Annotated in this window: 24 protein-coding genes and 1 tRNA gene; 3 read left to right on the top strand and 22 right to left on the bottom strand. The window is 66.0% G+C overall.

All coding sequences use genetic code 11. The features are described 5' to 3' along the window. Nucleotides 1-126: 126 nt before the first annotated feature. From ACIRSU_RS25540 to ACIRSU_RS25645, 22 genes are all read right to left on the bottom strand, one after another. Nucleotides 127-2292: a siphovirus ReqiPepy6 Gp37-like family protein gene (locus ACIRSU_RS25540; RefSeq protein ID WP_403796312.1), complete on the bottom strand. Its 2166-nt coding sequence runs from the start codon at nucleotides 2290-2292 to the stop codon at nucleotides 127-129. A gap of 26 nt (nucleotides 2293-2318) precedes the next feature. Then, complete coding sequence (locus ACIRSU_RS25545; protein ID WP_403796314.1) at nucleotides 2319-3161, bottom strand: phage tail family protein; 843 nt, start codon at nucleotides 3159-3161, stop codon at nucleotides 2319-2321. Next, entirely contained in the window at nucleotides 3158-7882 is a 4725-nt protein-coding gene (locus ACIRSU_RS25550) for a hypothetical protein (RefSeq protein ID WP_403796317.1), read from the bottom strand. Before ACIRSU_RS25550 ends, ACIRSU_RS25545 begins: the two co-directional genes overlap by 4 nt. Before the next feature lie 3 nt (nucleotides 7883-7885). Further along, nucleotides 7886-8119: a hypothetical protein gene (locus ACIRSU_RS25555; protein ID WP_403796319.1), complete on the bottom strand. Its 234-nt coding sequence runs from the start codon at nucleotides 8117-8119 to the stop codon at nucleotides 7886-7888. A 140-nt stretch (nucleotides 8120-8259) separates the two neighbouring features. Further along, entirely contained in the window at nucleotides 8260-8598 is a 339-nt protein-coding gene (locus ACIRSU_RS25560) for a phage tail assembly protein (RefSeq protein ID WP_403796322.1), read from the bottom strand. A gap of 101 nt (nucleotides 8599-8699) precedes the next feature. Beyond that, a complete protein-coding gene (locus tag ACIRSU_RS25565; protein ID WP_403796325.1) occupies nucleotides 8700-9440 on the bottom strand; it encodes a hypothetical protein in 741 nt (246 codons plus the stop codon). A gap of 78 nt (nucleotides 9441-9518) precedes the next feature. Continuing rightward, nucleotides 9519-10013: a hypothetical protein gene (locus ACIRSU_RS25570; protein ID WP_383651885.1), complete on the bottom strand. Its 495-nt coding sequence runs from the start codon at nucleotides 10011-10013 to the stop codon at nucleotides 9519-9521. Next, on the bottom strand, nucleotides 10013-10396 hold the full coding sequence (locus ACIRSU_RS25575; protein ID WP_403796328.1) for a DUF5403 family protein: 384 nt from the start codon (nucleotides 10394-10396) through the stop codon (nucleotides 10013-10015). The genes ACIRSU_RS25570 and ACIRSU_RS25575 overlap by 1 nt, the downstream gene beginning before the upstream one ends. Then, on the bottom strand, nucleotides 10396-10731 hold the full coding sequence (locus ACIRSU_RS25580; protein WP_403796331.1) for a phage head-tail adapter protein: 336 nt from the start codon (nucleotides 10729-10731) through the stop codon (nucleotides 10396-10398). Before ACIRSU_RS25580 ends, ACIRSU_RS25575 begins: the two co-directional genes overlap by 1 nt. Next, nucleotides 10728-11225, bottom strand: coding sequence for a hypothetical protein (locus ACIRSU_RS25585; RefSeq protein ID WP_403796333.1), 498 nt, complete (start codon nucleotides 11223-11225; stop codon nucleotides 10728-10730). The genes ACIRSU_RS25580 and ACIRSU_RS25585 overlap by 4 nt, the downstream gene beginning before the upstream one ends. A gap of 38 nt (nucleotides 11226-11263) precedes the next feature. Continuing rightward, nucleotides 11264-12325: a hypothetical protein gene (locus tag ACIRSU_RS25590; RefSeq protein WP_403796336.1), complete on the bottom strand. Its 1062-nt coding sequence runs from the start codon at nucleotides 12323-12325 to the stop codon at nucleotides 11264-11266. 77 nt (nucleotides 12326-12402) lie between these two features. Further along, nucleotides 12403-12918 carry a hypothetical protein gene (locus tag ACIRSU_RS25595; protein ID WP_403796338.1) on the bottom strand — a complete coding sequence of 172 codons (516 nt, stop codon included), beginning with the start codon at nucleotides 12916-12918 and terminating at the stop codon, nucleotides 12403-12405. 1 nt (nucleotide 12919) lies between these two features. Further along, a complete protein-coding gene (locus ACIRSU_RS25600) occupies nucleotides 12920-14077 on the bottom strand; it encodes a hypothetical protein (protein WP_403796341.1) in 1158 nt (385 codons plus the stop codon). Then, nucleotides 14074-15495, bottom strand: a complete 1422-nt coding sequence (locus ACIRSU_RS25605) for a phage portal protein (RefSeq protein ID WP_403796343.1) — start codon at nucleotides 15493-15495, stop codon at nucleotides 14074-14076. The genes ACIRSU_RS25600 and ACIRSU_RS25605 overlap by 4 nt, the downstream gene beginning before the upstream one ends. 31 nt (nucleotides 15496-15526) lie before the next feature. Further along, on the bottom strand, nucleotides 15527-17188 hold the full coding sequence (locus ACIRSU_RS25610) for a terminase (RefSeq protein ID WP_393721209.1): 1662 nt from the start codon (nucleotides 17186-17188) through the stop codon (nucleotides 15527-15529). Between the two features lie 16 nt (nucleotides 17189-17204). Next, nucleotides 17205-17633 (bottom strand): hypothetical protein, encoded by a 429-nt coding sequence (locus ACIRSU_RS25615; protein ID WP_393721208.1) that lies wholly within the window; start codon nucleotides 17631-17633, stop codon nucleotides 17205-17207. Nucleotides 17634-17654: 21 nt separating this feature from the next. Continuing rightward, on the bottom strand, nucleotides 17655-17897 hold the full coding sequence (locus tag ACIRSU_RS25620) for a hypothetical protein (protein ID WP_403796347.1): 243 nt from the start codon (nucleotides 17895-17897) through the stop codon (nucleotides 17655-17657). Nucleotide 17898: 1 nt separating this feature from the next. After that, nucleotides 17899-17971, bottom strand: a tRNA-Trp gene (locus ACIRSU_RS25625). Nucleotides 17972-17978: 7 nt separating this feature from the next. Further along, nucleotides 17979-18149, bottom strand: coding sequence for a hypothetical protein (locus ACIRSU_RS25630; protein WP_393721206.1), 171 nt, complete (start codon nucleotides 18147-18149; stop codon nucleotides 17979-17981). 144 nt (nucleotides 18150-18293) lie between these two features. After that, complete coding sequence (locus tag ACIRSU_RS25635) at nucleotides 18294-18428, bottom strand: hypothetical protein (protein ID WP_393721205.1); 135 nt, start codon at nucleotides 18426-18428, stop codon at nucleotides 18294-18296. 277 nt (nucleotides 18429-18705) lie between these two features. Next, on the bottom strand, nucleotides 18706-19215 hold the full coding sequence (locus ACIRSU_RS25640; protein WP_403796352.1) for a DNA cytosine methyltransferase: 510 nt from the start codon (nucleotides 19213-19215) through the stop codon (nucleotides 18706-18708). Between the two features lie 374 nt (nucleotides 19216-19589). Continuing rightward, nucleotides 19590-20474, bottom strand: coding sequence for a hypothetical protein (locus ACIRSU_RS25645; protein ID WP_403796354.1), 885 nt, complete (start codon nucleotides 20472-20474; stop codon nucleotides 19590-19592). Between the two features lie 859 nt (nucleotides 20475-21333). Between ACIRSU_RS25645 and ACIRSU_RS25650 the strand changes: the two genes are divergently transcribed. From ACIRSU_RS25650 to ACIRSU_RS25660, 3 genes are all read left to right on the top strand, one after another. Beyond that, on the top strand, nucleotides 21334-21771 hold the full coding sequence (locus ACIRSU_RS25650; RefSeq protein ID WP_403796357.1) for a hypothetical protein: 438 nt from the start codon (nucleotides 21334-21336) through the stop codon (nucleotides 21769-21771). A 142-nt stretch (nucleotides 21772-21913) separates the two neighbouring features. Then, nucleotides 21914-22735, top strand: a complete 822-nt coding sequence (locus tag ACIRSU_RS25655) for a hypothetical protein (RefSeq protein ID WP_403796360.1) — start codon at nucleotides 21914-21916, stop codon at nucleotides 22733-22735. Nucleotides 22736-22802: 67 nt separating this feature from the next. Beyond that, complete coding sequence (locus ACIRSU_RS25660; protein WP_403796363.1) at nucleotides 22803-23171, top strand: GNAT family N-acetyltransferase; 369 nt, start codon at nucleotides 22803-22805, stop codon at nucleotides 23169-23171. Nucleotides 23172-23241 lie beyond the last annotated feature (70 nt).

Here is a 23241-nt window from a genome sequence, read left to right on the forward strand (position 1 = left end):
GCCCGAAGCACCCAGGGAGGCTGCGACTCCCGAGTCCTGGAACTCGCGGAACATCTGGCTGAACTGCGTCTCCGTGACTACCTGGCTGTCAAAGGGGTACGACGTGATTGCCAAAGGTGAAGCTCCTTAAATGGCCGCGCCCGCGTCTTCGATGACGAGCGTCGACAGGCCGCCCGGAATGTAGCGGACCATGCCGTAGGTCGCGGCAGCTCGACGGGTGTTGAGCGTGATGCCGACCGTGATCGGTCCGGCAGGGGGGTTGTTGATGTAGCAGTTGATGTCCAGGCCATTCGACGTATTCGAGTCGTCGTCGAAGGTCGTGCTGTATGCGTCCCCAACAAGGGAGCTCGAGGTCGTGACGGTCGCACCCGAAGCCCACCGGACAGTGGTATACGCGCCCTGCTTCGCGTAGCGCGCGGTCGTGCTGTCGCCCGTATTGTCGGTGTCGACGGCCGCGATTCTTAGCGCGACCTTGTAGCAGCGGCCCGCCTCGGCCGTGAACTGTTGCGTGTAGACGAGCGTGGCGGTATCGGCGACATAGGCCGAGAGGGCGAGGTTCTGGATGGCCACGACGCCCTTCGCAGCCTTCTCGTTGTGAGCCGAGGTACGCCATGGCGTCCAGCCGCCGGCATCGTTTCCTGAGCGGGTCCATTCCTCGGTGACCGTCGGACTCAGGCGCAGCCAGGTCTGGTGGGCAAAAGTGGACCCCACGGGGTGGACGGTTCGCAGCACGCCGTACCGGCCGCCCGTGCCGAACGCCCAGCCCCCGGCGACTGCCTGGGTTTCGTTCAGCGTGACCGTGGACGTGCCGAAGGGGTAGGCGCCGGGCAGGGAGCCTTGGGTGTAGTTCGCGGCCACGAGCTGGTTCTCGAAGCCGACCTGGCGCCAGGCGCTCCAGCCGGATGAGCGGTTGCCGCCGCGCACCCATTCCTCGTGCGTGGTTGCGGCGGCGTGCACGCGGCTCCATGTCTGGTACGCGTCGCCGTTCGCTTGACGGCGGGTGGTGACGAAGCCGTACTTGCCGCCGAAGTCCCAGCCGCCAGCGGTGGCGTCCGCCGCCGTCAGGTAGATGATGCTGGCACGTTCGGGATAGGCGTCGGTCGGGCTGGCCTGAGTCAGCGTGCCTGCCGGCAGCTCCCGGGCACCCGAGGGCGTAGCTTCCGCCGTGCGCTCCAGGGAGGAGACGCGGGATTCCAGCTCCTTGGCGGCCTTCGCGTCAGCCAGCGCGGGACTGAGCGGTGTCGGGTCTCCGAGCGTCGCGCCGAGGCGGTAGCCGTCGGAGTCGACTTTGAGGACCATGCCGGTGACCAGGGCTGCCATCTCAGACGTGCCGACGATGACAGACACCTTGTCACCGAGGAACCAGTCGCGGCCGAAGTCGAGGGCCGAGTCCTCCATGGGCACGGCCTGGGCCGCGGTGACTGTCGCGCCGCCGTCGGCAAGGGCCTCGGTGCCCTTCTGCTTCAGCTCGGCCGGGTCCTTCGAGGATCGCTCGTCGATGAACGTCTCGATACGGCGTCCCCAGTCCGCCTCGGAGGCGATTGAGTCCTGGCTGTCGACGCCGACGAACATCCGGTTCGACCCGTCTCCGTCACCGCCGACAATGACCCGCGTCTTCTGCGGAGTCGACGTGCTGACGCGCTGCCCGGCGAGGGTGTTGTTCACGACGCCGAGCCGGGCCTCCTTTGTGCGGTCCTGCACGGCGTAGGTCTCGAACACCAGGTTCGCCCCGCGCTGCACTACGCGGAAGCCAAGGCCGGCAGGTTCGGCCAGTTCCTTGCACAGCTCACCGAGTTGCTGGAACCGGGCTGCCTTGCTGACCGTCGGTCCTCGGGCACCGTTGGTTCCCATGGCCAGCCCTGCGCGGCGTCGGCTTGCTGGGGCTGTGGGTCCGCAGTTCGCGCTGACGTAGGCGTGCATGAGGGTCTCGGCCGGACCGCTCCGCTCGTCGTAGGCAAAGTTCTGCGAGGCCGGGTTCCCGTTGGAGGGGTCGGGCCACGCCAGCATGTCGGACAGGATGACCGTGTCGTCTACGCCCTCGACCTTTAGCGTGCCGAGCGGGTCGGTGGCGGTGGCTGCGTTCTCCGTCTTGGTGACCGGTCCCGAAAACAGGACATCGGTGGGGCCGGTCACGATGATGCCCGCGCCGGGAATGGAGAGGGCCGTGGCGAGCGGGTGCTCGGCGTTGATGCTGAGATTCCACGTGCCGACGTTGTTGTGTACGTCCTCCGCTTCCAGCGTTAGGAGATCCGCGGGGATGGCGCCGACCCTGGTGAGGAACTTGTCGCGCACCTCAACGAGGAGGTCCTCGGCTCGCACTAGATCACCACCCACTTCCGGGGACGCCAGGAGCACACGATCCGGGAGTCGGCCGTGATGTTCAGCAGGGAAGCCGTTGCTGTTGAGGAGCCCGGGGGGATTGACCAGAAGTGGGGGGCCGTAGCCAGGAGCGTGTACTTGTTCATACCCGTGCCGCTCCGGACGGTGGCCGCCCCCATGTCGACGATCAGCCTCTCTCCGGCGGCGAGCGACCCCGTCCAGTGCAGGATCTTTCCCGCGGGGCTGACCGCCTTGAAGTTGTCGCCGGGCCCGGTCACCTCCCAGACGGGAAAGGCGGGCACGTCGCCGTCGTTGGAGAGCTGCACGTCGCCGATCGCCTGTGACGATGCGAGGGGCATCGACGACAGGGACGACAGGAACGCGGGAGCCGTACCGCCGCCGATCGTGACCGTCTGCGCGGACTCCGCCAGGAAGTAGGGACTCGGGGCGCGCAGCGTAATCACAGTCTGTATGTCCCGCTCGCCGGCACCGGGGTCGATATCTCCCCCGCCGGTCCACTGGACAGGAGCGGACCAGCGCATGCCCTCGGCGTCGATGTACGTCAGGGTGCACTCGGCGGCGAGTGCCCGCGCAAGGCGGTTCACCAGCTCGGCGAGGTGCACCCTGTCACGGCCCACGATGTCGAGGGGGATGTCCATGTCACGGGGGAGGACTCGCCTCCCGCGGTAGGCGGCGCCGTCACCCGCGCCCTCAAGCCACTGCACGGAGAGCTTGGGCAGGCCCAGGCCGGTTATCCCGGCGAGGGCCTGGAACCCGAGCCCGTCCTTCTCGTACCCGTTCAGGTCCAGCCTGTCTGAGGCTGAAGCCAGTTCGAGCTTCACCAGCCGACCATCCTCGCCCGCGAGGCAGCCGCGAACAGCTCCTCCTCGGATGAGAGGGAACTGCTGGCCGAGCCCGCGTAGTAGTTCAAGACCTTCGTCACGGACCGGCCAGAGTCGGCCGCCGCCAGGCCGCCGGAGACAGCGGCTGTGACCTCGCGGGATGCCCCGGAGGCAGCGCTCGTAGCGAGCGCGTTGGAGGCGCGCTTGACGCGCTCTTGCTCGTCCCGGACGCCGAGGCCGAAGCCCTTGCCGACGAAGGAGCCGAGCTTCCTGAAAAGCCGCGAGGGCGAGTGGATGTCCAGGGCCTGCTTGATTGCCCTGACCATCGCGTCCGCAATCTTGAGCATCTGGGCCTCGATCGCGCCTTGCTGTGCCTCAAGGCCCTTCACCAGGCCCTCGGCTGCCTTCACCCCCGCGTCGTACATGTGGTGCGACGCGGTGGCCCCGGCCTTCCCGGCGTACTTCTCCAGCTCCTTCTGCAAGGCGTTGATCTCGGCGACGCCGGATGCGCCGGCGTTGGCGATGGCTTCGCCCGCGGCGAGTCCGGCCTCGGGGCCAGCCATGGCGATCTGGTCGAAGCTTTCAGCGTTCAGGCCCAGGGCCTTCAGCTTCTTGAGAACGTCGGCGAACTTCTTCGCGCGCTCGACCGCGTTCTTCAGCCCCGTGGAGATGCCGGTGAACGAGGCGTCGTCGATCTTTGTGACATCGCCTGCGGCGATGACCTTGTCTGCGACCGACTGCGCGTAGCGGCTCGCTTCCTCACGGAGTTTGTCGAGCTTGTCCCGCGCTGCTTCGAGCCGCTTCGATCCGGTTTCCCACTGCGTGGCCAGTTTGAGAAGCGCCGTCCGGTCCTTGGTGATCCGATCCTTCAGGGCCTTGGAGGCGTTCTTCGGGATCTGTGCGGTCAGGTCATTCAGCGACTTTTTGACGTTGGCGTACTCGGACTCAAGGCCCTTGATCAGGCCCTTGATAATGAGGCGACCGGCATCGTAAAGGAGCACGGCGTCCTTTGGGGCCGGACCCTTCCAGTCGGTCAGCTTGCTCGTCAGGTCGCCGAGCGTGCTCTTGACCGATCCGAACATCGATTTCAGGCCGTCGATCAGACCGCGAATGATTGCCTTACCCGCCGAGACCAGCAGGTTCTTGGCGTCGCTGAAAATCTGCTGAACATTGCTCGGTAGATCCCTGACGGTCTGGACCGTCTCGGTTACCTTTGTCATGAAGATCGACTTGACCGCCGCCCACGCCTCCGAGGCTGCCGTCCTGATGGACCTCCAGCAGTCGGCGAAGAACCTGACCAGGGCTTGCAATGCGGCGCCGGGGGTCTCCTTCAGGGCTGTCATGAAGGCCGAGAAGTTCGCCCGGATCGAAGCCCACAGGCTCGTGCCGAAGGTCTTAATCGCATTCCATCCGGCCGTCCATCCAGCCTTCAGGAGGGCGAATCCCTTCCTGAACATGCCGAGGATTCCGACATTGATCAGGACCGAGAAAGCACCCTTGATCATGTCCCAGATTCCGGAACCGATCTGCTTGATGCCTTCCCATGCCCGGCTCCAGTCGCCTGTGAAGATTCCGGCGAAGGTATTCCAGACACCCATGATCAAATCGAAGGTGCCCCTGAAGAACGTGGCCACGCCTTCCAGCGCGCCGACCAGAGAATCAAGGAGGACCCCGGCCAGCCATTCAATAGCCGGAGCCAGGATCGGCATGATGAAGTCGACGACCGCCTTCAGGATTTCCAGAAGGGGGCTGACGGCCTCCATGACGTGAGCGAACGCCTCGGAGATTTTTGGCAGGAACTCCGCGGCGAGCGCCTGCACGACGGGGATCAGCGGGGTGATCGCGGCCTGAAGGATCTGGACCAGGAGCGTGATCACCGGAGCTATCGCGGCCGACATGACCGACAGGGCCTCGGTGATCAGCGGGATGATCGGGGCCAGTCCCGCCGTGAGCTGCTCGATCAGCGGAGTGACTGCCGTGACGAGCGCCATGAGGAGCGGGGCTAGGGCCGCGATGACTCCGCCCAGCGCGTCACCGAGCAGGCCGATCAGAGGCTCGATCGCCGGCACGAGCATCGTGAACGCCTGGCTGAGGGGCGTCAGGACGGCGGCGACCAGCGGGCCGAGGGTGGTCAGCAGAGAGCCGACCAGCGTCAGGGCCATGCCGAGCGCCTGGGCGAAGGGAGCCATCGCCGGGGCGAGGGCATTCACCGCGGCCTGGATGCCGTTGAACAGGGCGTAGATGCCGGAGAAGACGGCGTCCTGGTTCAGGGCTCCAGCGATGGCGCCCATGGCCGTGCCCAGGATCGTGCCGACCTGCGGCAGGACCTGAGTCAGCAGTCCGGTGAACTGCCCGAAGAACGCCTTGATCTCGGCGCCGCCGCTCTGGGCCATGTTCCGCATCGCGTCGTGCGCAGCGGTGAACAGGCCGATGAGCTTCGCCTGAACGCCGCTACTGTCGACGGCTTCGTGGATGCCCGAGAGGGTCTGGCGCATCATGCCGAGCGTCGAACCGCCCGCTGCCTGCGCTGCCCTGGCGAGGCCCGCGAAGATGCCGCCGGTCTCGAAGATCACGCCGCCCAGGTCCTTGAGCGCCTGGACGCCTGCGTCGATCTCCTCGCGGAGGCCGGACTCGCCCTTCATGTTCAGCCAGTTCGACGCCTTCTCGGCGACGTCCACGAACCACTGGGCGAGCTGGGGGAGGTAGCCCGTGCCGACTTCGCCGAGAACCTTGATGATGTTGGCGAAGTGCTCGGTACCGCCGGCAGCGATTTCGATCGACTTCGACAGGTCGGTGAACATCCCGCCGAGAGCCGGAGCGAGGGCCCCCTTGAGGGAGGTGGCGAACCCTCCGAAGAACGAGCCGAGCTGAGTCGAGGTCTGCGCGAACCCGTTGCGCAGCTCCGGAAGGAGCGTGTCGATCAGGTCCTTGATCGGCGCCTTTGCCTGCTCCCAGAAGTTCGAGCTGATCAGGTCCTGTAGGGCGCTGAACTGGCCCTTCACGCCGGGCAAGACCTTGTTGAAGTCCTTGAAGGCGGCGACGGTGGCACCGACGCCGATCGCCATTCCGCCGAGGATTCCCGGCAGGGCCAGCGAAGTTGCACCGATCTGCGCCAGCGAGGCGGACATCGTGAAGAGGTTCGAGGCTGCGGAGATGCCCCAGCCGGCGAGGCCCGCTATCGCTGTCGCCAGGGTGCCGATGATCGGTGCTGACCGGTCGAGGTTGCGGACCATGTTGCCCAGACGCTCGAACATGTCGCCCAGAACGCGGGCCCCGGAGAGAGCCTTCAGCATCGCGGCGGCCGTAGCCGCGGCGGAGGCGTTGACCTTCGGAATCAGGTCGACGACGCGGTTCCTTGTGAGGACCGCCATGTGCGCGATCGTGGCCATGACACCCGTACGGGACAGCTCAGGTTCGATCTCCGCCTTCAGGCCGTCGATGCGGTCCTGGAGGTCGTCGATGTCCCGCTGGACCTTGCGCGTGGCAAGCGCGTCCAGCTCGGGCGTGAGCTGTGCCCGCAGGTTCCGCATCTGCTCGAAGGCTGCTTCGAGCTGCCGCTTGGTCTGCGCGACCTTCTGCTCATCCAGCTTCGGGCGGACCTGGATCTCGTCCAACAGGGCCTGAATGCCGTCGGCCGCCTGCTGTGCGGCTGCCCGGTCGGCGGTGACCTTGGCCAGGATCTCCTGATCGAGGATGGCCTTCATCTGCGCCTGGGCGGTCAGGAGGGACCTCTTGTCCACCTTGACCTTGATCTCTTCCCGGCCGAGTTCAGCGAGCTGGTCTTCGATCTGCTTCAGCGCGCCCTCGACGGAGGACATCGACTTCTTGTCGACGGAGAGGTCAAGGGTCAGGTGCTTCTCAAGGCGGGCCCGCGCCTTCTGGAGCGACTTCTCGTCCATCTTGACCGAGAGGTCGATCTCCTTGAACTTGGCCAGCTCGGCGTCGATCCGCGCGATGGCGGCCTTCACCGAACTCGAGGACCGCGGGTCGACCTTCAGCTCCAGGCGGAGCGCCCTCTCCAGCTCCCGGCGCGCGGCTTCCAGCGATGCCCGGTCCGTCTTGACCTTGATCTCGACGGCCCGGAGGTCGGACAGCTCGCGGTCGATCTGGCTGATGGCGGCCTGTACCGAAGACTGCGAGTCCTTGTCGACCCGGAGCGTGATGTGCTGGATCTCGTCGAGGCGCTCCTCGAACATGTCCACGGCCGCGGTCAGATCGTCGGTGTTGATCCCGATCTCGATGTCGGTCTCACCGAGCGCTTCGATCGCCGACCGGACCTTGGCCACGGCCGCCATGACCGACCCCTGAGAGTCGAGGTTGACGCCGAGGTGCAGGTCGGACAGCTCGCTCTGTGCTTCCTGCCGAGCCTGCTTGGCGGCCTGCACGACCTGTCGGCCGGTCGCACTGAAGACGATCTTGTGCTGGCTGGCGCGGGCCTGGTACTCGCGGGCGGCCTTTGTAACCTCGGTGGCCATGCCGGCAAGGTCGAGCTTGGTGTAGAAGCGGATCTTGCGGCTGTCGGTCTTCTTGTTGTCACCGTTGATGGCCCGGACCGCTTCGAGAACGTCCTTGCGCGCACCGGTTGCATCAGCCTTGGTGCGGATGGTGATCGCGAGATCGTGCTCGATCTTTTCGAGCTTCTTCTTCAGGTCTTCTTTGAAGCCGGACGTATCCGGCATGACCTTGACCGCGACGCGGCCGACGACCTGAGCATCCGACACCGGCTACCTCCGCTGGAAATGCTTGTAGATATCTGCTACCGAGCGGGGCTTCCTGGGCTTCTGCTTCTCGGTCTTCTTCGCCTGCGGTCTCGGATAGTGCGGAATCTTCGGGGCTTTGCCCTTGCCCCACTGGCCGGTCGCCCTGGTGTTTTGATTAATCGCATCGAAGAGGTCGGCGGCCAAATGGCGGTCCTGCCCCCAGCCAAAATGCTCACGACTGCCGGAAGCGAGAGCCACCGTGAGTGAGGTGTCGGGAAGCCTCTGCACGAGCAGAAGGACGAGCGCGGGGGAGGGCCCCCGGCCTGCTATAACATCGCGCAGGTCAATGCCGAAGTGAAAAAGCAGGTCGGGATAGAGGCCCTCTCCGTATTCGTCGATCAGTCCTGCGAGGCCGAGGCTTCCCCCGCCTGGGTGCTCTCGCCGTAGTGGCCGAAAATTTCGGCGAGGATGGCGAGGTCGCCGTCCACCTCGTCCAGGAGATTCTGTGCCGCCTTTTCGGAAGCGGCGATGGTGAGGATCGCCTTGGACAGAAGCGCAGCCTGATCGGACTCCTCCTTACCCATCTCCTCCTGAAGCGTCATCAGCGCATCGCGCCGGGCCTTCGGCAGGCGAAGAGGATTGAGGAGGCGGACGGTCTCGTCACCGACCTGAATGTCAGTGCTGCCGTACTTACGCTCCGCGGCAGCGCGGATGTCGTCGAGGGAGTAAGAAGCCATGGGGTTGCGGACCTCCAGAGATAAGACAGAACGGGAAAGCGGACCGGCGGCTGACAGCCCGGCGCGGACGGGTCCGCAAGGCGCCCGCGCCGGGAGTTTGGTTAGGTGGCGGTGCCGGCGACCCACGCGGTCGCGTTCCACCACGCCTTGGAACCGTCACCGAGGATCAGGTGCTGACCGGTGGTCCACTTGGTGGCGGGCGTCGCGGTAACCCCTGCGAGGGCAGCGAGGTTGGTCGGGACCGTCGCGCCGTTCGGCGTGAAGGACCCAGGGGAGCCAGCCGTGGCACCGGTCGCGAGGACGCCGCCTAGCGGCGTGATGGCGTACGTCCACACATTCGTGTTGTGGACCATCGGCTTAACGCCGATCGGAAGTCCTGCAAGGCTCTCCGTGTCTGAGATCGCCATGTCGTCCGCACGGTAGATTTCGGCACGGGGGGCGTAAAAGGCAAAATGGTTGTCGCCGTCCACGAATACCGCGAGAAAGGCCGACTGGGTGGGTTCCGGATTGGTCGGAACGCCGACCGAGCCGTCCGGAAGGATGGGCGCATTGGCGCCGAAGTAGAGCTTCAGCCCGGCAGTATCGAACTGCTGCAAAGTGAACGTCATGGTCTCGGTCCGGGCCGAGTACTTCGTCCGCAGGGACTTGTTCTGGAGGCTTCCGATTGTAGTTGCCTCGCCGCCTTCGGACGTAATGCCGAAGATGTCTTCGAGGGAGGTGTGGCCAACGTTCTGCCACGGGCTGAGCGGTGTCAGAAGGTCCGCCGGCATCGTGGTGCCAACCGGCGCTGTCAGGTAATTGCCACTTCCTACAACGAGGGTGGCCAGGTCATTGATTGCCAAGGGGCTGCATCCTTGCTCGCGCATGCAAAAGGCCCGGCTCCCTGTTAAGGAATTCCGGGCCTCGTGCAGTGGGGACTGTTAAGGGGTGTATGGGCGAGTCCGCGGCTTGCGGATCTGCACGTCGTAGATCGACTCGTAGCGCCAAACACCGGTTGGGAGGTCGGCATACTGAACGGGGCCTGTTGCCGTGGCCCAGTCGGTTGCCCGTCGTGGCGCAGAGTTCAGATCGACGCGGATAATGTGGCCGCGGCGCGGATATACCTTCTGGTTCAGCCAGGCGTTCCGCAGGACGACGCGGACGGCCTCCGACAAGATCGCGGCTTCCTCGTCACCGTTGGGGTCCGGAACAAAGCAGTTGATGACAACGCGCGCCGCGTCGGTGAAGCGGGTGTCGCCCTGCCATTCACCCCATGTCGGATCGCGGCGGACCAGGACGAGGGGAAACTGTTCGTGAAGGTCGACCAGGGACTTCACGCGGATTCCGGGCAGGCCCTCGCGGAGGACGGCAAGGAGGAGATCCTCGACGGGCGATAGTTCGGCCATGGCCTTGATGTGGTCAGGGAGTCCTGCCATCAGTCGAGGTGCACCTTCCCCTTCCTCTTCTTGGGGAGGTTCGCGGCGCGGGCCAGGATGAACAGGCCCTCGGAGGCGGGTATTACTTCGAGCTGCGTCGTGCCGTCCTTGCGCCGGCGCACGGCGATGGACTCGGCGCGGCCGTACTCGATCGACAGGGCCGCCTTCTTGCCCCTCTCGTCGTCCAGGACCACGTACTTGTCGACATCGCCGTCCACCACGTCGATGGAGGCGTGGCCTTCCTGGCGGTGCTGGAGGAGGAGCGCTTCGGCTCGTGCGGCGATCTCGAAACGGGCTTCGTCGAGGGCGGCCTGCACTCCCGGCAGGGTGGCGATGTACTTCTCCAGCTTGAGGCGGCCCACCTTGTTCTCGATCGTCGCCATCAGGGCCGCTCCCTGATGTCGATCGACCAGTGTCGTGTGCGGCGGTCGCCGTGGTGGTAAGCGGGAGGGGACACGATGTCCCACATGCGGCCCTGGTACTCGATGCGGGACCACAGGGTCACGCCTTCGATGTGGGGGTCGACGACCATGCGGACGACGTTGATCTGCTGCTGGCCGGGCACCTCGGCCTTGCCAGAGCGTTGCGGGATGAACGCGGCCTTGACGGTGACGGCGCTGTTCTCGTCCACCGCGATCACCTTGTTGCCGCGGTTGTCGATGACTTCGGCTGTCCGCCATACGCGTGCGGTCTGGCCGCGCCTGCGTTGCACGCTCACCAGGGGCCCTCGTTCCCGAAGAGAGGAAAGGGCGAGGTGGGGGAGTAGTCGACGGGAACGAGCCCGCTGGTATCTGCCCGCTGGGGCTTCGTGCCCCAGGCCGAGACGGCAACACTGGTGATGCCGCGCTTGCGGCCGGCAAGCTCCTCCAGGAGCCGGATCTCCTCGCGGGTGAAGTAGACACTGCCCGCGTCCCGGCCGTGGGCGTCTGACCAGGCGAGCGTTTCGTCGCCTGCCCTCGACTGCGTGTAGCCGTTGGGGTTGCGCAGGTATCTGGCTGCGGACTTCAGGACCAGCGTCCGGACCAGCCGCGGCGCTGTGGCCTCGGGCCATTCCCGGCCGTAGGTGGCGGCCAGGTCCGAGGCGTCTTCCAGTGCGCCAGCCGCAATCCGCAGCTCGTCGGCGTCCAGCTCCCAGTCGAGGCGGTCTTTCAGCTCGTCCAGGGTGGCGTACTTCAGGTCTCCTCCTTCCGCAGGCAGCGGGGAGGCAGCCATGCATCCATGGGTTACATGTTTACATGGCTGCCTGCTCGTCAGGCGTTGGCGGGATCGGTCTCGGCCTTGTAGCCGGTCGGGGTCCAGACCTTCGCGTCGCTGATGCCGGTGATGGTGGCCAGCTCGGATGCGGCTGCCGGGTAGTCGGACTTGGCGTCGAGCTGGAGCTTGATGCCGCGTACGAAGTGCTCGCCGGAGCTGATGACTTCCTTGTTGTTGGCGTTGTCCCAGCCGACGAGGATGTCCGTCACGCTACGGAATCCCGCGTAGGTGTTCACGACCGAGCGGTCCTGCATGTACGTCGGGTCGTAGTCGCGGACCCAGCGGGCTGCGATGCCTTCGAAGGACTGTGTGGCGCCGAAGGGTACCGACTGGGGGACGGCCGGCGCACCGGTCACGAAGACGAACGCCGAGGACGCGAAGGCGTAAGCGTAGTCGGCCGGGATGGTCTGGTCGACCACGATCCGGAAGCCGTACCGGTCGCCGAGGGTGGCGGTCCGGAGTGCCGACTCGGCCGCGCCGTCGCCGACGTTCTGGGCGAGGTTCATCTTGTCGTCGTTCAGGAGCGCGGATTCGAACTCAGTTCCCACCAGGAGGTAGCGGTCGCCGTCCGGCACGTTGAACTTGTTGAGAACCCGGCGGGCCTCGATCAGCGCACCGCGAAGGTTCGCCTGCGCGTTGCCGATGGTGACGGCGTACGCCTGGCCGGTCAGGGTGTTGACGGCCCGGCGCTGAAGGCCGCGGGCAACAGCCTTGACCTGCGGGCGCAGGAGCTTGGACCAGCCGTCGAGGTCGAAGTCGTACTGCTCGTCGGTGACCTTGACGGCGGAGTAGACGTTCCCGCCGAAGCTGACGGCGATCTTCCGCTCGGAGTACACATCGAACTCGATCGGCGAGGACCGGTCGTTTCGGAAGGCGTACTCACGGAACGGCAGGATGCCTTCCACGGTCATGTTGACCGTGTCATTCTCGGCGCCCTTGAACTGGTCGATACCTTCCCGGCGGAAGAGGCGGGGGACGATCAGCTCCTGTTCGAGCATGCCGACTGCGGTTGCGGCGAGCTTCTGCGGCTTGACTACCTGGTGCTGAGGGGTGGGCAAGGGGTGCTACCTCCGGGGCATAAGAAATCCCCCGGCCAGTCAGCACGGGGGTTGAGGAAGGGGGATCACCGGAGCCGCTAGAAGCGCCGGGTTCGCCGCGCGAGCTTGCGCGGGTCCATCTCTCCGTCGTCCTCATCGGACGGGTTGAGGCCGCCGCCCAGGGAAGGCGGAGTCTCGGGGGCGAGGAGCACCTGAAGAGCCTTGGCGTCGGCTTCAAGCTCCTCGGGAGTCGAGCCGCGAAGCCGTCCCGCCAGCGCCTCCGGGAGGTCGAACTTCCGGGCGACGGTGGCCACGACGATCGAGTGCTCCAGCTCGGCGTTCTTCGCCCTCACGTCGGCGAGCGCGGCCTCGAACTCCTCCGGCGTCTTCGCCCCGGAGAGCTTCGTCTCGGCCTCGCGCAGGCGTGTGCGATACCCGGCGGCTTCACCGCGGACCTTGGCCAGCTCCTTGCGGGCCCAGTCGGGCAGGTCGTCTTCGGGGCCGGGCTGTCCGCCGGCACCGGCCTTGTCGTCCGGCTTCTGCTCTTCGTCCGGCTTCTGGCCGGGCTGGGTCTCGCCGGTCGGAGCGGTCTCGTCGGGCTTCTCTTCTGGCACTTCACGCCTCCGGGGTCGTGTCGGCAGCGGTCTGCGCCTCCTGGGCTGCCGCTCGCTGCTTGCTGCGGATGAACCGGCGCCAGACGCTCACCGCGTCCCTGCCGGTGTGGCCCTTTGTGACCTGTGGCCACAGGGCCTCGTACTGCCGCGCCAGGGCGGTCAGCTCGCTCGACTGGTACTGACCCCGGTTCCAGACCGGCATCGCGTAGCAGTGGCAGTTGTCGTGGTAGCGGTCGCCGTCGTTGAAGGTGGCGGACTCGCGGGTCTTGTAGACCGGGCCCCGGCTGATCAGCATGGCGCACCAGCCGCACGGGGTGCCCGTACGAGACAGGCGTACATACCCGAGCGCCCGCCGGTCGCGGGTCATGTGATTCCAGTTCGTTGAACGGGCGCCGTTCATCGCGATCCGCGCGGCGGCTGCCGCCTGCTGCGACCCCGCTTGGCGGTGGGCCTCGTCAGGATCGGCGTCCTCGAGAGTCAGGCGCCGGTCAAGGTTCGTGGGGCCGAGGGCATCGAGCACGAGCCGGAGTTCCTCCTCGGCCTGGCGCTCGATCCGCTCCTCGGACTCCCGGAGCTGGTCCAGCTCCTCGACAAGGATTCGGTCCCAGTCGTGATCATCGTCGTCTTCGCCGTCACCCTGGTTACGGTGCTCGTCGAGGCCCTCGTCCTGGTCCTGCTGTTCGTCGTCATCCGGCCCCGAAAAAGGGCCGCGGGTCTGATCGCGAACCCGCAGAGGCTGGGTCTCTTCTGCAGCGCCGGCAGGCGGCGCGCTCTCACTGTCCGCGGGCGGGGGCTCGTCCAGCGGTCTGGCGGGCGGCTCGTACGTGCCTGCCAGTGCTGCGAACTCCCGCCGCAGGTCCCCGAGGGTGACGTGCTCTGGCTCAGGGTGGTAAGGATCGGCCACCGTCGTCCCGGTCTGAAGGGCGCGCGCCAGCCTGAAATAGGCCCGCGCAAGATCGCGGGACTGGCGGCGTCGACCCATGACGAGGGTGATGGCGCGGCGCAGCCAGGCACCAGCCGTGACCGTTCGACGGTCAGCCGGAACGTCCGCCCACAGCGCCAGGGCCTCCGCGGTGGTCTGCGCTCCAATCTGGGTCAGGGCAACGTGGAAGGCCGCCGAGACCTCATCGGTCTCGGCCTGCCGCTTCGTACGCGTCACGCTGCCGCCGGGAACGGCTCAGCGGTGACCGGTTCAGCGGTCGCCCGTGTGAGGGCGGAGGCGAGCTGGCCCACGGAGTCCTCTTCGTCCGCGAGGTCGTCCCATTCATCCAGCTCGGTCTGCGTGACATTCGGAACCCGCTTCCACAGGCCCTTCGCCGGAATGCCGAGCTGCTCGCGCAGCTTGCCCAGTGCGTCAGCAGACTGGGCAAGGGAGCGCTGTTCCATGTCGCGCCAGATCACTTCGCCCGTGAAGTCCTCGGCACCCAGGGCGCCTTCCAGCTCGGCGGCCAGGCGGAAGACCCGCTCCCACGCCTCGCCAAAGGCCGTACGGAACTCCTGGATCATGCGGCTCAGGCTGATCTCGGCGGCCTGAAGGGCCTCGGCGGAGAGGTTCGCAATCTGGCCCAGCATCGCGTGGGGCGGCACCTGCGCGATGGCGCTCAGGTGCCGGACGCTCATGTCGATCGAGTCGATGAACCCCTGCAACGGGGTCTCGTCCAGGCTGCCGAATCGAACATCCGGGTCTTCAGCGAACAGAAAGCGCTTGGAATTGTGGTTGATCGGCAGAGGGATTGGGTTGCCCTGCGTGTCATAGACAACCTCGCCCGTCTCCGGGTCGCGCTGTACCGGTGGCGCCATGCCCGTGACGGTCCGCACCTTCGTGCTGCCGTAGGACTGCGCGAGCAGCAGGTCGAAGACGGTCTGGTTGATCCGGTTCTGGAGCGGGATCATCGGCTCCACCAGGCCGACCGTGCGGCCTTCCAGGTCAACCGACGCCGCGAACCGCGTCACTGGGCATTCGGCTGCGCCGTGGCGCTTGCCCTTGCCGACCGTGATGTTGTCGCTGTCTTCCAGGCCCTTGAAGGTCACCGCGTACTCGAAGCGGCCATCCCACATGCGGGCCCTGCCGGCCTTCTCGCCGACGGGCCAGGTGACCACAGTTAGGGCCGCGTGCGGAGTGTCGTCGTTGGCCGGGTCCTCGTAGAGTGCGCTGGTCCTGAGTGCGGACAGGCCCTTCGTGAGGACCACGCCCTTCACCCGCTCGGTCAAGGTGAAGGCGTGCCCGTACGTCAGCGCACCCTTGTAGACCGCCGACTGGCGGGCGTCAAGGCGGGACCGCTGCCAGTGCCGCCACTGCGGGGATGCAAGATCCGTTGCCGCACCGCGGCTCGCCTCGTCACCCGCGCGGTAGCCGTCCACGTAGAGCGCCTGGCCCGGAGTGTTAACGAGGAGCGGGGCCCAGTTCGAGACGGCCCGCTTCGCCAGGAGGCGGTACTCGTCGTCGGCCTGCGCCGGCATGTACGGATCGTCGTGTCGTCCGTGGAGGTAGTCGTCGATCCGCATCAGCCGGGCCTTGTCCCGGCCCAGGGTGGCAAGGAGCTGCACCGCGAGGGCGGCAGGCGTGTACTCAGCCATGGTTCACCACCCTTGTTCAATGTTTACACTGCTACAGGAAGAAGCCCCGACCAGTCCGCTTGCGGACCCGCTTGCCGCGGGCTCGGAGGTCGACGAGGGCTTCGTGCGCCAACATGAGTGCCGCGTAGGCGTCGACCTTTTTGGGTGACTCCCGGCTCTCCTTGCCGAAGCTGACGCCGTAGTTGTTAACCCGGCGCCGGGCGTTCAGCACGTGCCGGCGTAGCTTGAGGTCCCCGTCGTGACGGAGCTTGCCGTCGAAGATCGAGCGCATCAGGCGCTCATGGGCCATCGTCGAAGACTTCAGCGACGACCGCATGTCCCAGCCGATCCGGTCCTTACCGAGTGGCGACCGCACCGCCAGGCCCTCGCCGTACTGCTCATCCCACTCGGAGATGTACGACTCCCAGAGAGCCACGTCGGCGTAGTAGCCCTGCACCGAGAACATGCGGAAGGCGTCGTGCACAGCCGAGTCGACCTCGATGCGCGGCACTTCCCAGTTCTTTCCAGACGGGCCGTCCGGCTTTTCCCACAGACCGACCAGAAAGGCCGCCATGTCGGAGACGCGGAGAGCGACCAGCGAGGTCGCGTCGTCGGACTTGCCGCCGTCGAAGCCGAGGACGATCTCGTCTCCGGGGTTCAGCATGAGCGAGCTATCCCCCAAGGGGTCCCACTGCGCCGGGCCGTAGACCGCATCCTCTTCGGCGACGATCTGATTCAAATACATGCGCCGCGAGCGCGCGGCCGAGATCGTCAGGTTCAGAACGGACTTGATGATCGACTCGACCTTGAGCCACACCGCGTCCCCGCGGATCTTCGGGATGACGATCCGCAGGGCCTCGGCCGTGAGCGGGGTCTTCGGGTGTGCCTCGATCGAGTCGTACATCGCGCTGACATCGGCCGCCAGGCCCGCCCGGACCTTCTCGTACGCTTCGCGCATTCGCTCGGCGACGCTGTCCTCACCAGGCATGAAGGCGTTGGTGATGCTCAAATAGCGAGAATCCATCTTCGTGGCATTGCCGTCGATGGTCTCGTACATCTTGTGGCCGCCGTTGCCCAAGATCCAGTGGTGGGTTTCGTTGAGCAGGGTGAAGGTGGTCCGCTTACCCTCGATCGCGCGGTACGAGCTGGTCACGGCCTGAAGGCGCTTGCGCCCCCGGTCGGCGCGGATCAGCTCGGCGCCCATCTTGATGCCGTACGTCGAGATCAGCTTCTCGGACATCAGGACCGGCAGGTAGCCCATGGTGTTCGTCGTCTGCTCCTGGCTGACGGCGGTCACCTGCACCCATGCCTGGGGGTGCGCCTTGGCCACCGGCTCGCCGTTCTCGTCCCAGTGGGAGAAGCGCGACGGCCCGACAAACTCCACGAGCGAGATCACCGCGAGGAGCGGGTCCTTACCCCAGCCCTTGAGCCGCTGGAGGACGCCCGTGCGGTAGATGAACTCGGCTTCCTCGTCGATGGCGTACCACCACAGGAGGAAACGGAGCTGCTCTCTGGTGAACTTCCAAGGCACGCGCCTGTCGTCGGTGGAGCCTTCGCCGTCCAGGTACTCGGCGCACCATCCGGCGATCTGCCAGCCGAGCGTGCGCGCCGGCAGCTTCCACTGTCCGAACGCATCCTTCTGCCAGGTCGGCCCGTGGAACTCGGGCTCCAGGGCCTCGATCTCTTCGAGGGTGAGGTCTGCCGTTGCGGCCATGGCTCACCCCCCGAGATCAGGCTTCGAGGCCGAGATCCTTCTTGTAGTCAGCGATTGCGAGGACCGCAGCGGATTGCTCCTCGAGCACGGGCTCGTGCAGCTCGATGCGGACGCGGCGCCGGTCGCCCTCAGCGACGAGGAGTCGCTCGAAGGCGGAGTAGATCGTCTGGAGCATCTGCCCCGACCGCTTCCCCGACTTCTTGTAGAAGGAGAGGTCTTCGCAGAGGGAGAAGGCGAGCGCCCAGTCGGAGTCCTGGTAAAAGTCCGCCTGGCCGCTCGTCTTCAGGGAGTCCCACAGGCGCTTGGCGATGGGGTGCCAGGTGCGGTCGGCGTTCGGCACCTTCGTGGGCCGGGCGACGCCGCGCGTCACGGGCTGCGCGTCGCCGCCCTTGCGCTCGCGGGGGCGGGCCAGATCGGCTTCACGGTTGGGTACGGGGCCGGGCACTGGCTCACCTCCTTGATCAGATCAGAACGCGCCGCCGGTCAGAAAGTGCGTCCACAGCCAGGTGCAGAAGGCGAGGAGCACGAAGCGGCGCAGCCGCACCGAGCCCGTGACGGCAGGCCGAGGTTCATCGTGTCGTCCGATGCCGAACCACTTCCAGACGTGCTCGGAGAAGGTGTCTCCTCGATCGTCTCGGGCAAGGGCTACTCCTTCGATCACAGCGAAGGCTCCGAGCCACCCGACCCAGAGCCACGACCAGATGTTCATGCAGGTCGAGAGGGACTTGAACCCCCAGCCGCCGGCTTTGGAGACCGGCGCTCTACCAGTTGAGCTATCGACCCTTGCGGCTCACAGCAGGCCGGGATGCCCCTCGGTCCTACGGAACCGCCGCTCTATGCGCTTGCGCTTCGCGGCCAGCGCGAGCGCGCCTTCGCGCGAGGACTTGGCCTGGTGATGCCACCCGCAGAGCGATCTCAGGTTGGCGTCTCGGTGGTCGTCACCAGGCACGATGTGGTCCACGTCCGTGGCAGGCTCCTCGCAGCGCTTCCCGTACTGATCACGGGCAGTGCAGCGGTGTCCGTCGCGCCGCAGAATGCGGATTCGGGTTCGCGGCCAGTCCGCCGGCAGCCTCTCCCGCCGATCGGAGCCGCGCCAGTTCGGCATCTACACCCCCAGGTCGAGGAGAGCCTTGAAGGCCGTGGTCGCCTGCTGGGGGACGACGCCGTTCCCGAGGATCTGGAGCTGCTGCCCGCGCGTCAGGCCCGGGACGCCGGTCACATGGCCATGGGGGAGACCCATCAGCCACTCGACCCACTCAGCCGTAACCCTGGGGCCGCCCTTACGGCCGACCTCAGCAGGTGGGGGAGCTGCGCGGCCGGTCACGTCTTCCCACCGTCGAATGGAGGGGAGGTACTCACCCCACCAGTGGGAAGGGGAGCGCAGGCCGTCGATCGAGGACTCGGGTTGCCGGCCTTCCCGGATCGCTTCCGAGTAGGGGAGGAGGTAGCAGACCTCGTCGTCGAGTGTGGGGCCGTGACCGCCCGCTCGGCGTTCGTCAGGGTGCCGGGCACCACCGTTACTGCCCAGGTTCGCGGTCGGTGTCTTCAAGGGTCGCAATACAGAACCAGCGGTCACGGAGGTGAGGAGCTTGAGCTGCGGTAGCTCGTACGCACACCCACCGCGCGCTGTACCCGATCTGGGCCAGGTCACCGAGGACAACTTCGAGCCCGCGCGTCCGGATATTCGAGACGTTTTCCAGGAAGACGAGCTTCGGTCGAATGACGCGAATTGCGTCAACGACATTGACCCAGACTCCAGAACGAGCGCCTCGAATTCCAACCCGATTCCCCGCAATGCTGATGTCCTGGCAGGGGAATCCCGCCGTGATTACGTCGACCAGGCCGACAAGCTCGGTCCAGTCGATCTCGCAGATATCGCCGAGGTTCGGAGCTTCCGGATACCTCTTGGCGAGCACTGCACTTGGGCCTGGCGCGGTCTCGGCGACGTACGCCACACGACCACTGACTAGGGGAGCCACAGCCATACCCAGCCCGCCGTAGCCAGCGCAGAGTTCGAGGATCTTCAATCTGACCCCCCGCGCGAAATGCGTAATTACGCATACGCGCCTTCCTGCTGGTGGCCCCTTCGGGGCCCAAGGCGTCTTTATGCTGGCGAGCCCTTTAGGGCTCAAGCCTCGCGAGCCTTGCGACTTACGTACTTACATATATAAGTCGCTAGTTGATCTTGATTCCGGAAAGGCGACCCCTTGTGACCCCAGTCACACTTCGGCGGCGCCCGCAGGGCGGCGGCGGTAGAGCAGCGGCGAAGAAAATGATGCCGCCCGGAGGGCGGACATGGTGAAGACGGCATGCTGCTGTGGCGGCCGTAGGCCGCGTCTTCGTGAAGCCAGGCATGCGAGCAACGGCGGAGCCTGCCGCGTTGGCAAGGCTCCGCCTCGAACTACGCCTTCGTGGCGATTCTGTCTAGGACATCCTGTGCGGGCAGCACTTCGCCCATCATGCCGTTCCAGGTGAACTGCCGGCGCCCGCGGCTGTGCTCGCGGACCCATGCCAGGTCTGCCGGGTCAGTGCTGCCGGTCGGCGCGGAAGGCTTTCGCCGCTGGTGTTCCGCAACCAGGTGAACGAGCGATGCGCGCCTGACTTCCCCCTCGGTCAGGTCGCGCTCCTTGAGCAGGTTCCGGCACCCGACCGCGGTGGCGGGGATGAGAAGGCCGGTGCCCTTCGGCCCCTGAACGCGGACGTGCCAGTCGTAGTGGCGCATGAACTGAAGGCCAAAGGCGATGCGGAGCATCAAGGTTGCCTGTGCGTCGGGCTCCCCGCTGACCAGGTTCGCGAAGAGGCCGCCGGGGGTACCGTCCGATCCGAAGTAGCTGACGCGTGTCTCCGCGACGCCGCGGTCTTCATCAGTCACCGCGAGGGTCGCCAGTTCGACGACGTACCGAGCGGCGCGAGGGACGGGAAAGAGGGGCCGCTTGACGAGCCGGACCCGGCGAAGGAGCATCCGGCCGTCGTCTTCTTGGCCTGGATCGTTGCAGCGCTGCACTGTTGCCACGTTGAGACGGTTGTCAACGTCTGCCGGCGTGGCGATGGTGAACACGTCGGCAGGCTGGTCCCCGTGCTCGGCGCCTCGCCAGTTCAGGGCTGCTTCACTGTCGAATGGGATGGCGTCCTTGAAGTGGTCCAGGGGTACACGATGGGCGTCGAGGCGCTCCAGGCTGGTTCGAGCGTTGATCCTGCGGGCCTTGGAGACCTTCTTCAGGTCCAGGAGCCGTAACAGCCACTGCGCGTACGCTTCGACGCTGGCCCTGTCTTGGTTGATCGACAAGAGCGACACCTTCCTGAGCGACCTTCGTGCGTGAGGCGGTCGCCCCCGCTACCCGGCGCCATTCTTCCCGCGTACGGGGCCACTTGCACACAGGTTGGCCTGAGTTCGGGGGCGTTCTCGTGCATGGCTTGACGTGCATAGGTGCAGGTGGCGCCACGTATTCCGGCCGCTGGTCGACCCTGGAACCGTGGCGGAATCCGAGCTGCTAAGACGTGGCGGCCGGGAAAGCCACGCCGGCTGGGTCATACCCCCACCCCCTGGGCCATCTCTCGCCAATCCGGACATGCTGTGCACTCATTCGTGGATCACCCCGATATCCCCAACTGTGGATATCTGCTCTGTCTTTTCTCATAACCACGCATGAGCGCTAGACCGGCAGGCACGGGACAGAACCTGTCGTAGAGGCTCAGACGGGCTTGAATGCGGCACGTCAGGGCAGAGCGGATGCACACGCACACGCGTAAGAGGCTAAGGACTCCAGCGCTTCCGAGCGGTCGGGGTTGCGGCGCCCCACGGACAGCGTGTTAAGGTGTAGCCACATCGCACCGAACGAACCGGCAACGGGGCGGGCGGAACGACACGCAAGGCCGGTAAATCCGCAGCTCACAAGAGGAGTTGCGGAGTCACCCGGAGATAGTGTTAAGATGTAGCCACATCGAACGGACCGAGTCCGGGAGACCGCAAGGCCAGGGGTCCTGGCGGTGGGACATGGGAGTGCCTACCGCTGACCAGGCCGAATGTGAATCCCCATCCGGTGAGTGGTGTAAAGTTGAAACCAACGCTGAGCCAAAAGGCCCGGCGAAACCTTCCGGCTAGTGTAAACTTTGAACACGAGCTGGATGTCGAAAGGCAAGGCCACATGAGCGAGTTCGTCTTCTCCAGCCGCGATCGGCAGTACGGCAAGGTCGTCGGGGTGAAGCGGGTGGATGGCGACTTCCGGTGCTACCAGTGCGTTGACTTCAGCTTCTATGAGCGGGAGGTCACCGCACGGGACGCAGGGGAGAAGTGCACCTACTGTGTCGGCCCCGTGTTCCTCACGGTCGAGGCCATCGCAGCGATCGAACGGCCGAAGCGGCAGGTCAGTTTGGCCAAGACCGAGATTCAGCGGTTCCCCCTGTTGACCATGGCCCACAACCTTGGCCTCCGGTGCGAGGAGCTGGCCATCGCTCTCGACAGGGCCAACCGCGTCATAGCCCAGCAGGCCGCCGAGATCGACCGCCTGAACGGCGTCGAGCCCAAGACGGAAGAGGAGTTGGAAGTCGCCTTCGCGGCGATCGACCTCAACGCCCGAGTGTAAACATTGACCCTGCGAAAGGCGAAACGCCCAGCAGTCCCATCGTGCCCCCGGTCTGGGTGCGGTGGGGGGTGTCGGCGGGAGGTTCGGTGCCTCCCCCCTGACGAGCCAGCCCGTCAGCCCAGCTCTGTGAATGCGAGGACACATGATCAGCTACCAGTGCGACGACGACACCTTGAGGGAGTACGCGGACAAGCTCTTGGAGCGGCCGACGAACTTTGGGGGTGATGACCGGTATTACCGGACGCACGCCCCGGTGATTGGCAAGGCGGACCACGCCGACGATCTGATGGCCGAGTCCAACTACGACAGCGCGCTCAACCTCCTTCGGGCCGCCGCCGATGAGGGGCGCAACGACACCGAAGTCTCGGACGAGCACGTCATCGACGCCGGCATACGCCACTGGGGCTGGGGCCCGTGCTCCCAGGTCTTCGTGCAGGTCTACGCCGACGACGTGATGCTCTGCCGGAAGTGCGACAGCATCGCGGACTGGGCCGTCAGCCGGAAGAGGCATGGTCGCCGACGCTTCCTGTGTACCGGGTGCAAGAGCGACTGGGACTGGGACAACGAGCACTACGGCCGACCTTCGCTCACCCCGATCAAGTACCGACCGAAGTTCACCGCGGCCTGGCGTGAGGCGTGCTCAATCATCTCCGCACTAGAGGTCTACCCGATCCTCGACGAATCGGACTACTCCGACCGCGAGTGGGAGCGCTGGCAGTCCAACGTGAACGAGGCCCTGGCGCAGGCCCAGCGCGAGTACGGGGAGGACTCGGAACAGCAGTCCGCTGAGATCGCCGAGAGCTGCCAGGACGAGATCAACGAGCTGATGGGCCACGAGCCGGACGGCGGTGTGAGCTGGCAGCGGGTCGAGGACATCTACCGCCAGGCCCGCGAGGACTACTTCACCCGACTCGGCAATGAGCACCTCAACGCCCCGATCGCGGGACAGCTCGCCCTCATCTGATCACCCCGCCACCCCTTCCCGCACAGGGAGAGGGCGGGGGTGGCCTAAGCATCCCGAGAGGCATCCGATGCTCAAGCACGGTCGCACCACCCTTGACCCCGACTGGCTCGCCCCTCTGCGTCAGCAGATAGCTGACAGCGCCCCCGAGGTCGTCATCTGGATCGAGTTCGACTCCGCAGGACACCTCGCCCTCAGCAAGCTCATCGTGCCGTCAGACCTGCGGAATCAGGGCCTCGGGACGCGGGTGATGCAGCTCCTCACCGCCGAGGCCGACCGCCAGGGCGTGACCATGACCGGCACCCCCTCGGGCGAGTTCGGGGCCAGCAGCGTGCACCGCCTCCGCCGCTTCTACGGACGTTTCGGCTTCAGCGTCAACGGCGGCCGGACCAAGGACTACACGACCGCCCACTCCATGATCCGGCGTCACCACCTCTGACCAAAGGCGAAACGTCCCTCCGGGGCGTCAGCGGCAGGCGGACCCTGCCCTCTGACGAGCCAACCAGCGT

It is taken from the genome of Streptomyces sp. NPDC101160 (genome assembly GCF_044768205.1).
Lineage (GTDB): Bacteria > Actinomycetota > Actinomycetes > Streptomycetales > Streptomycetaceae > Streptomyces.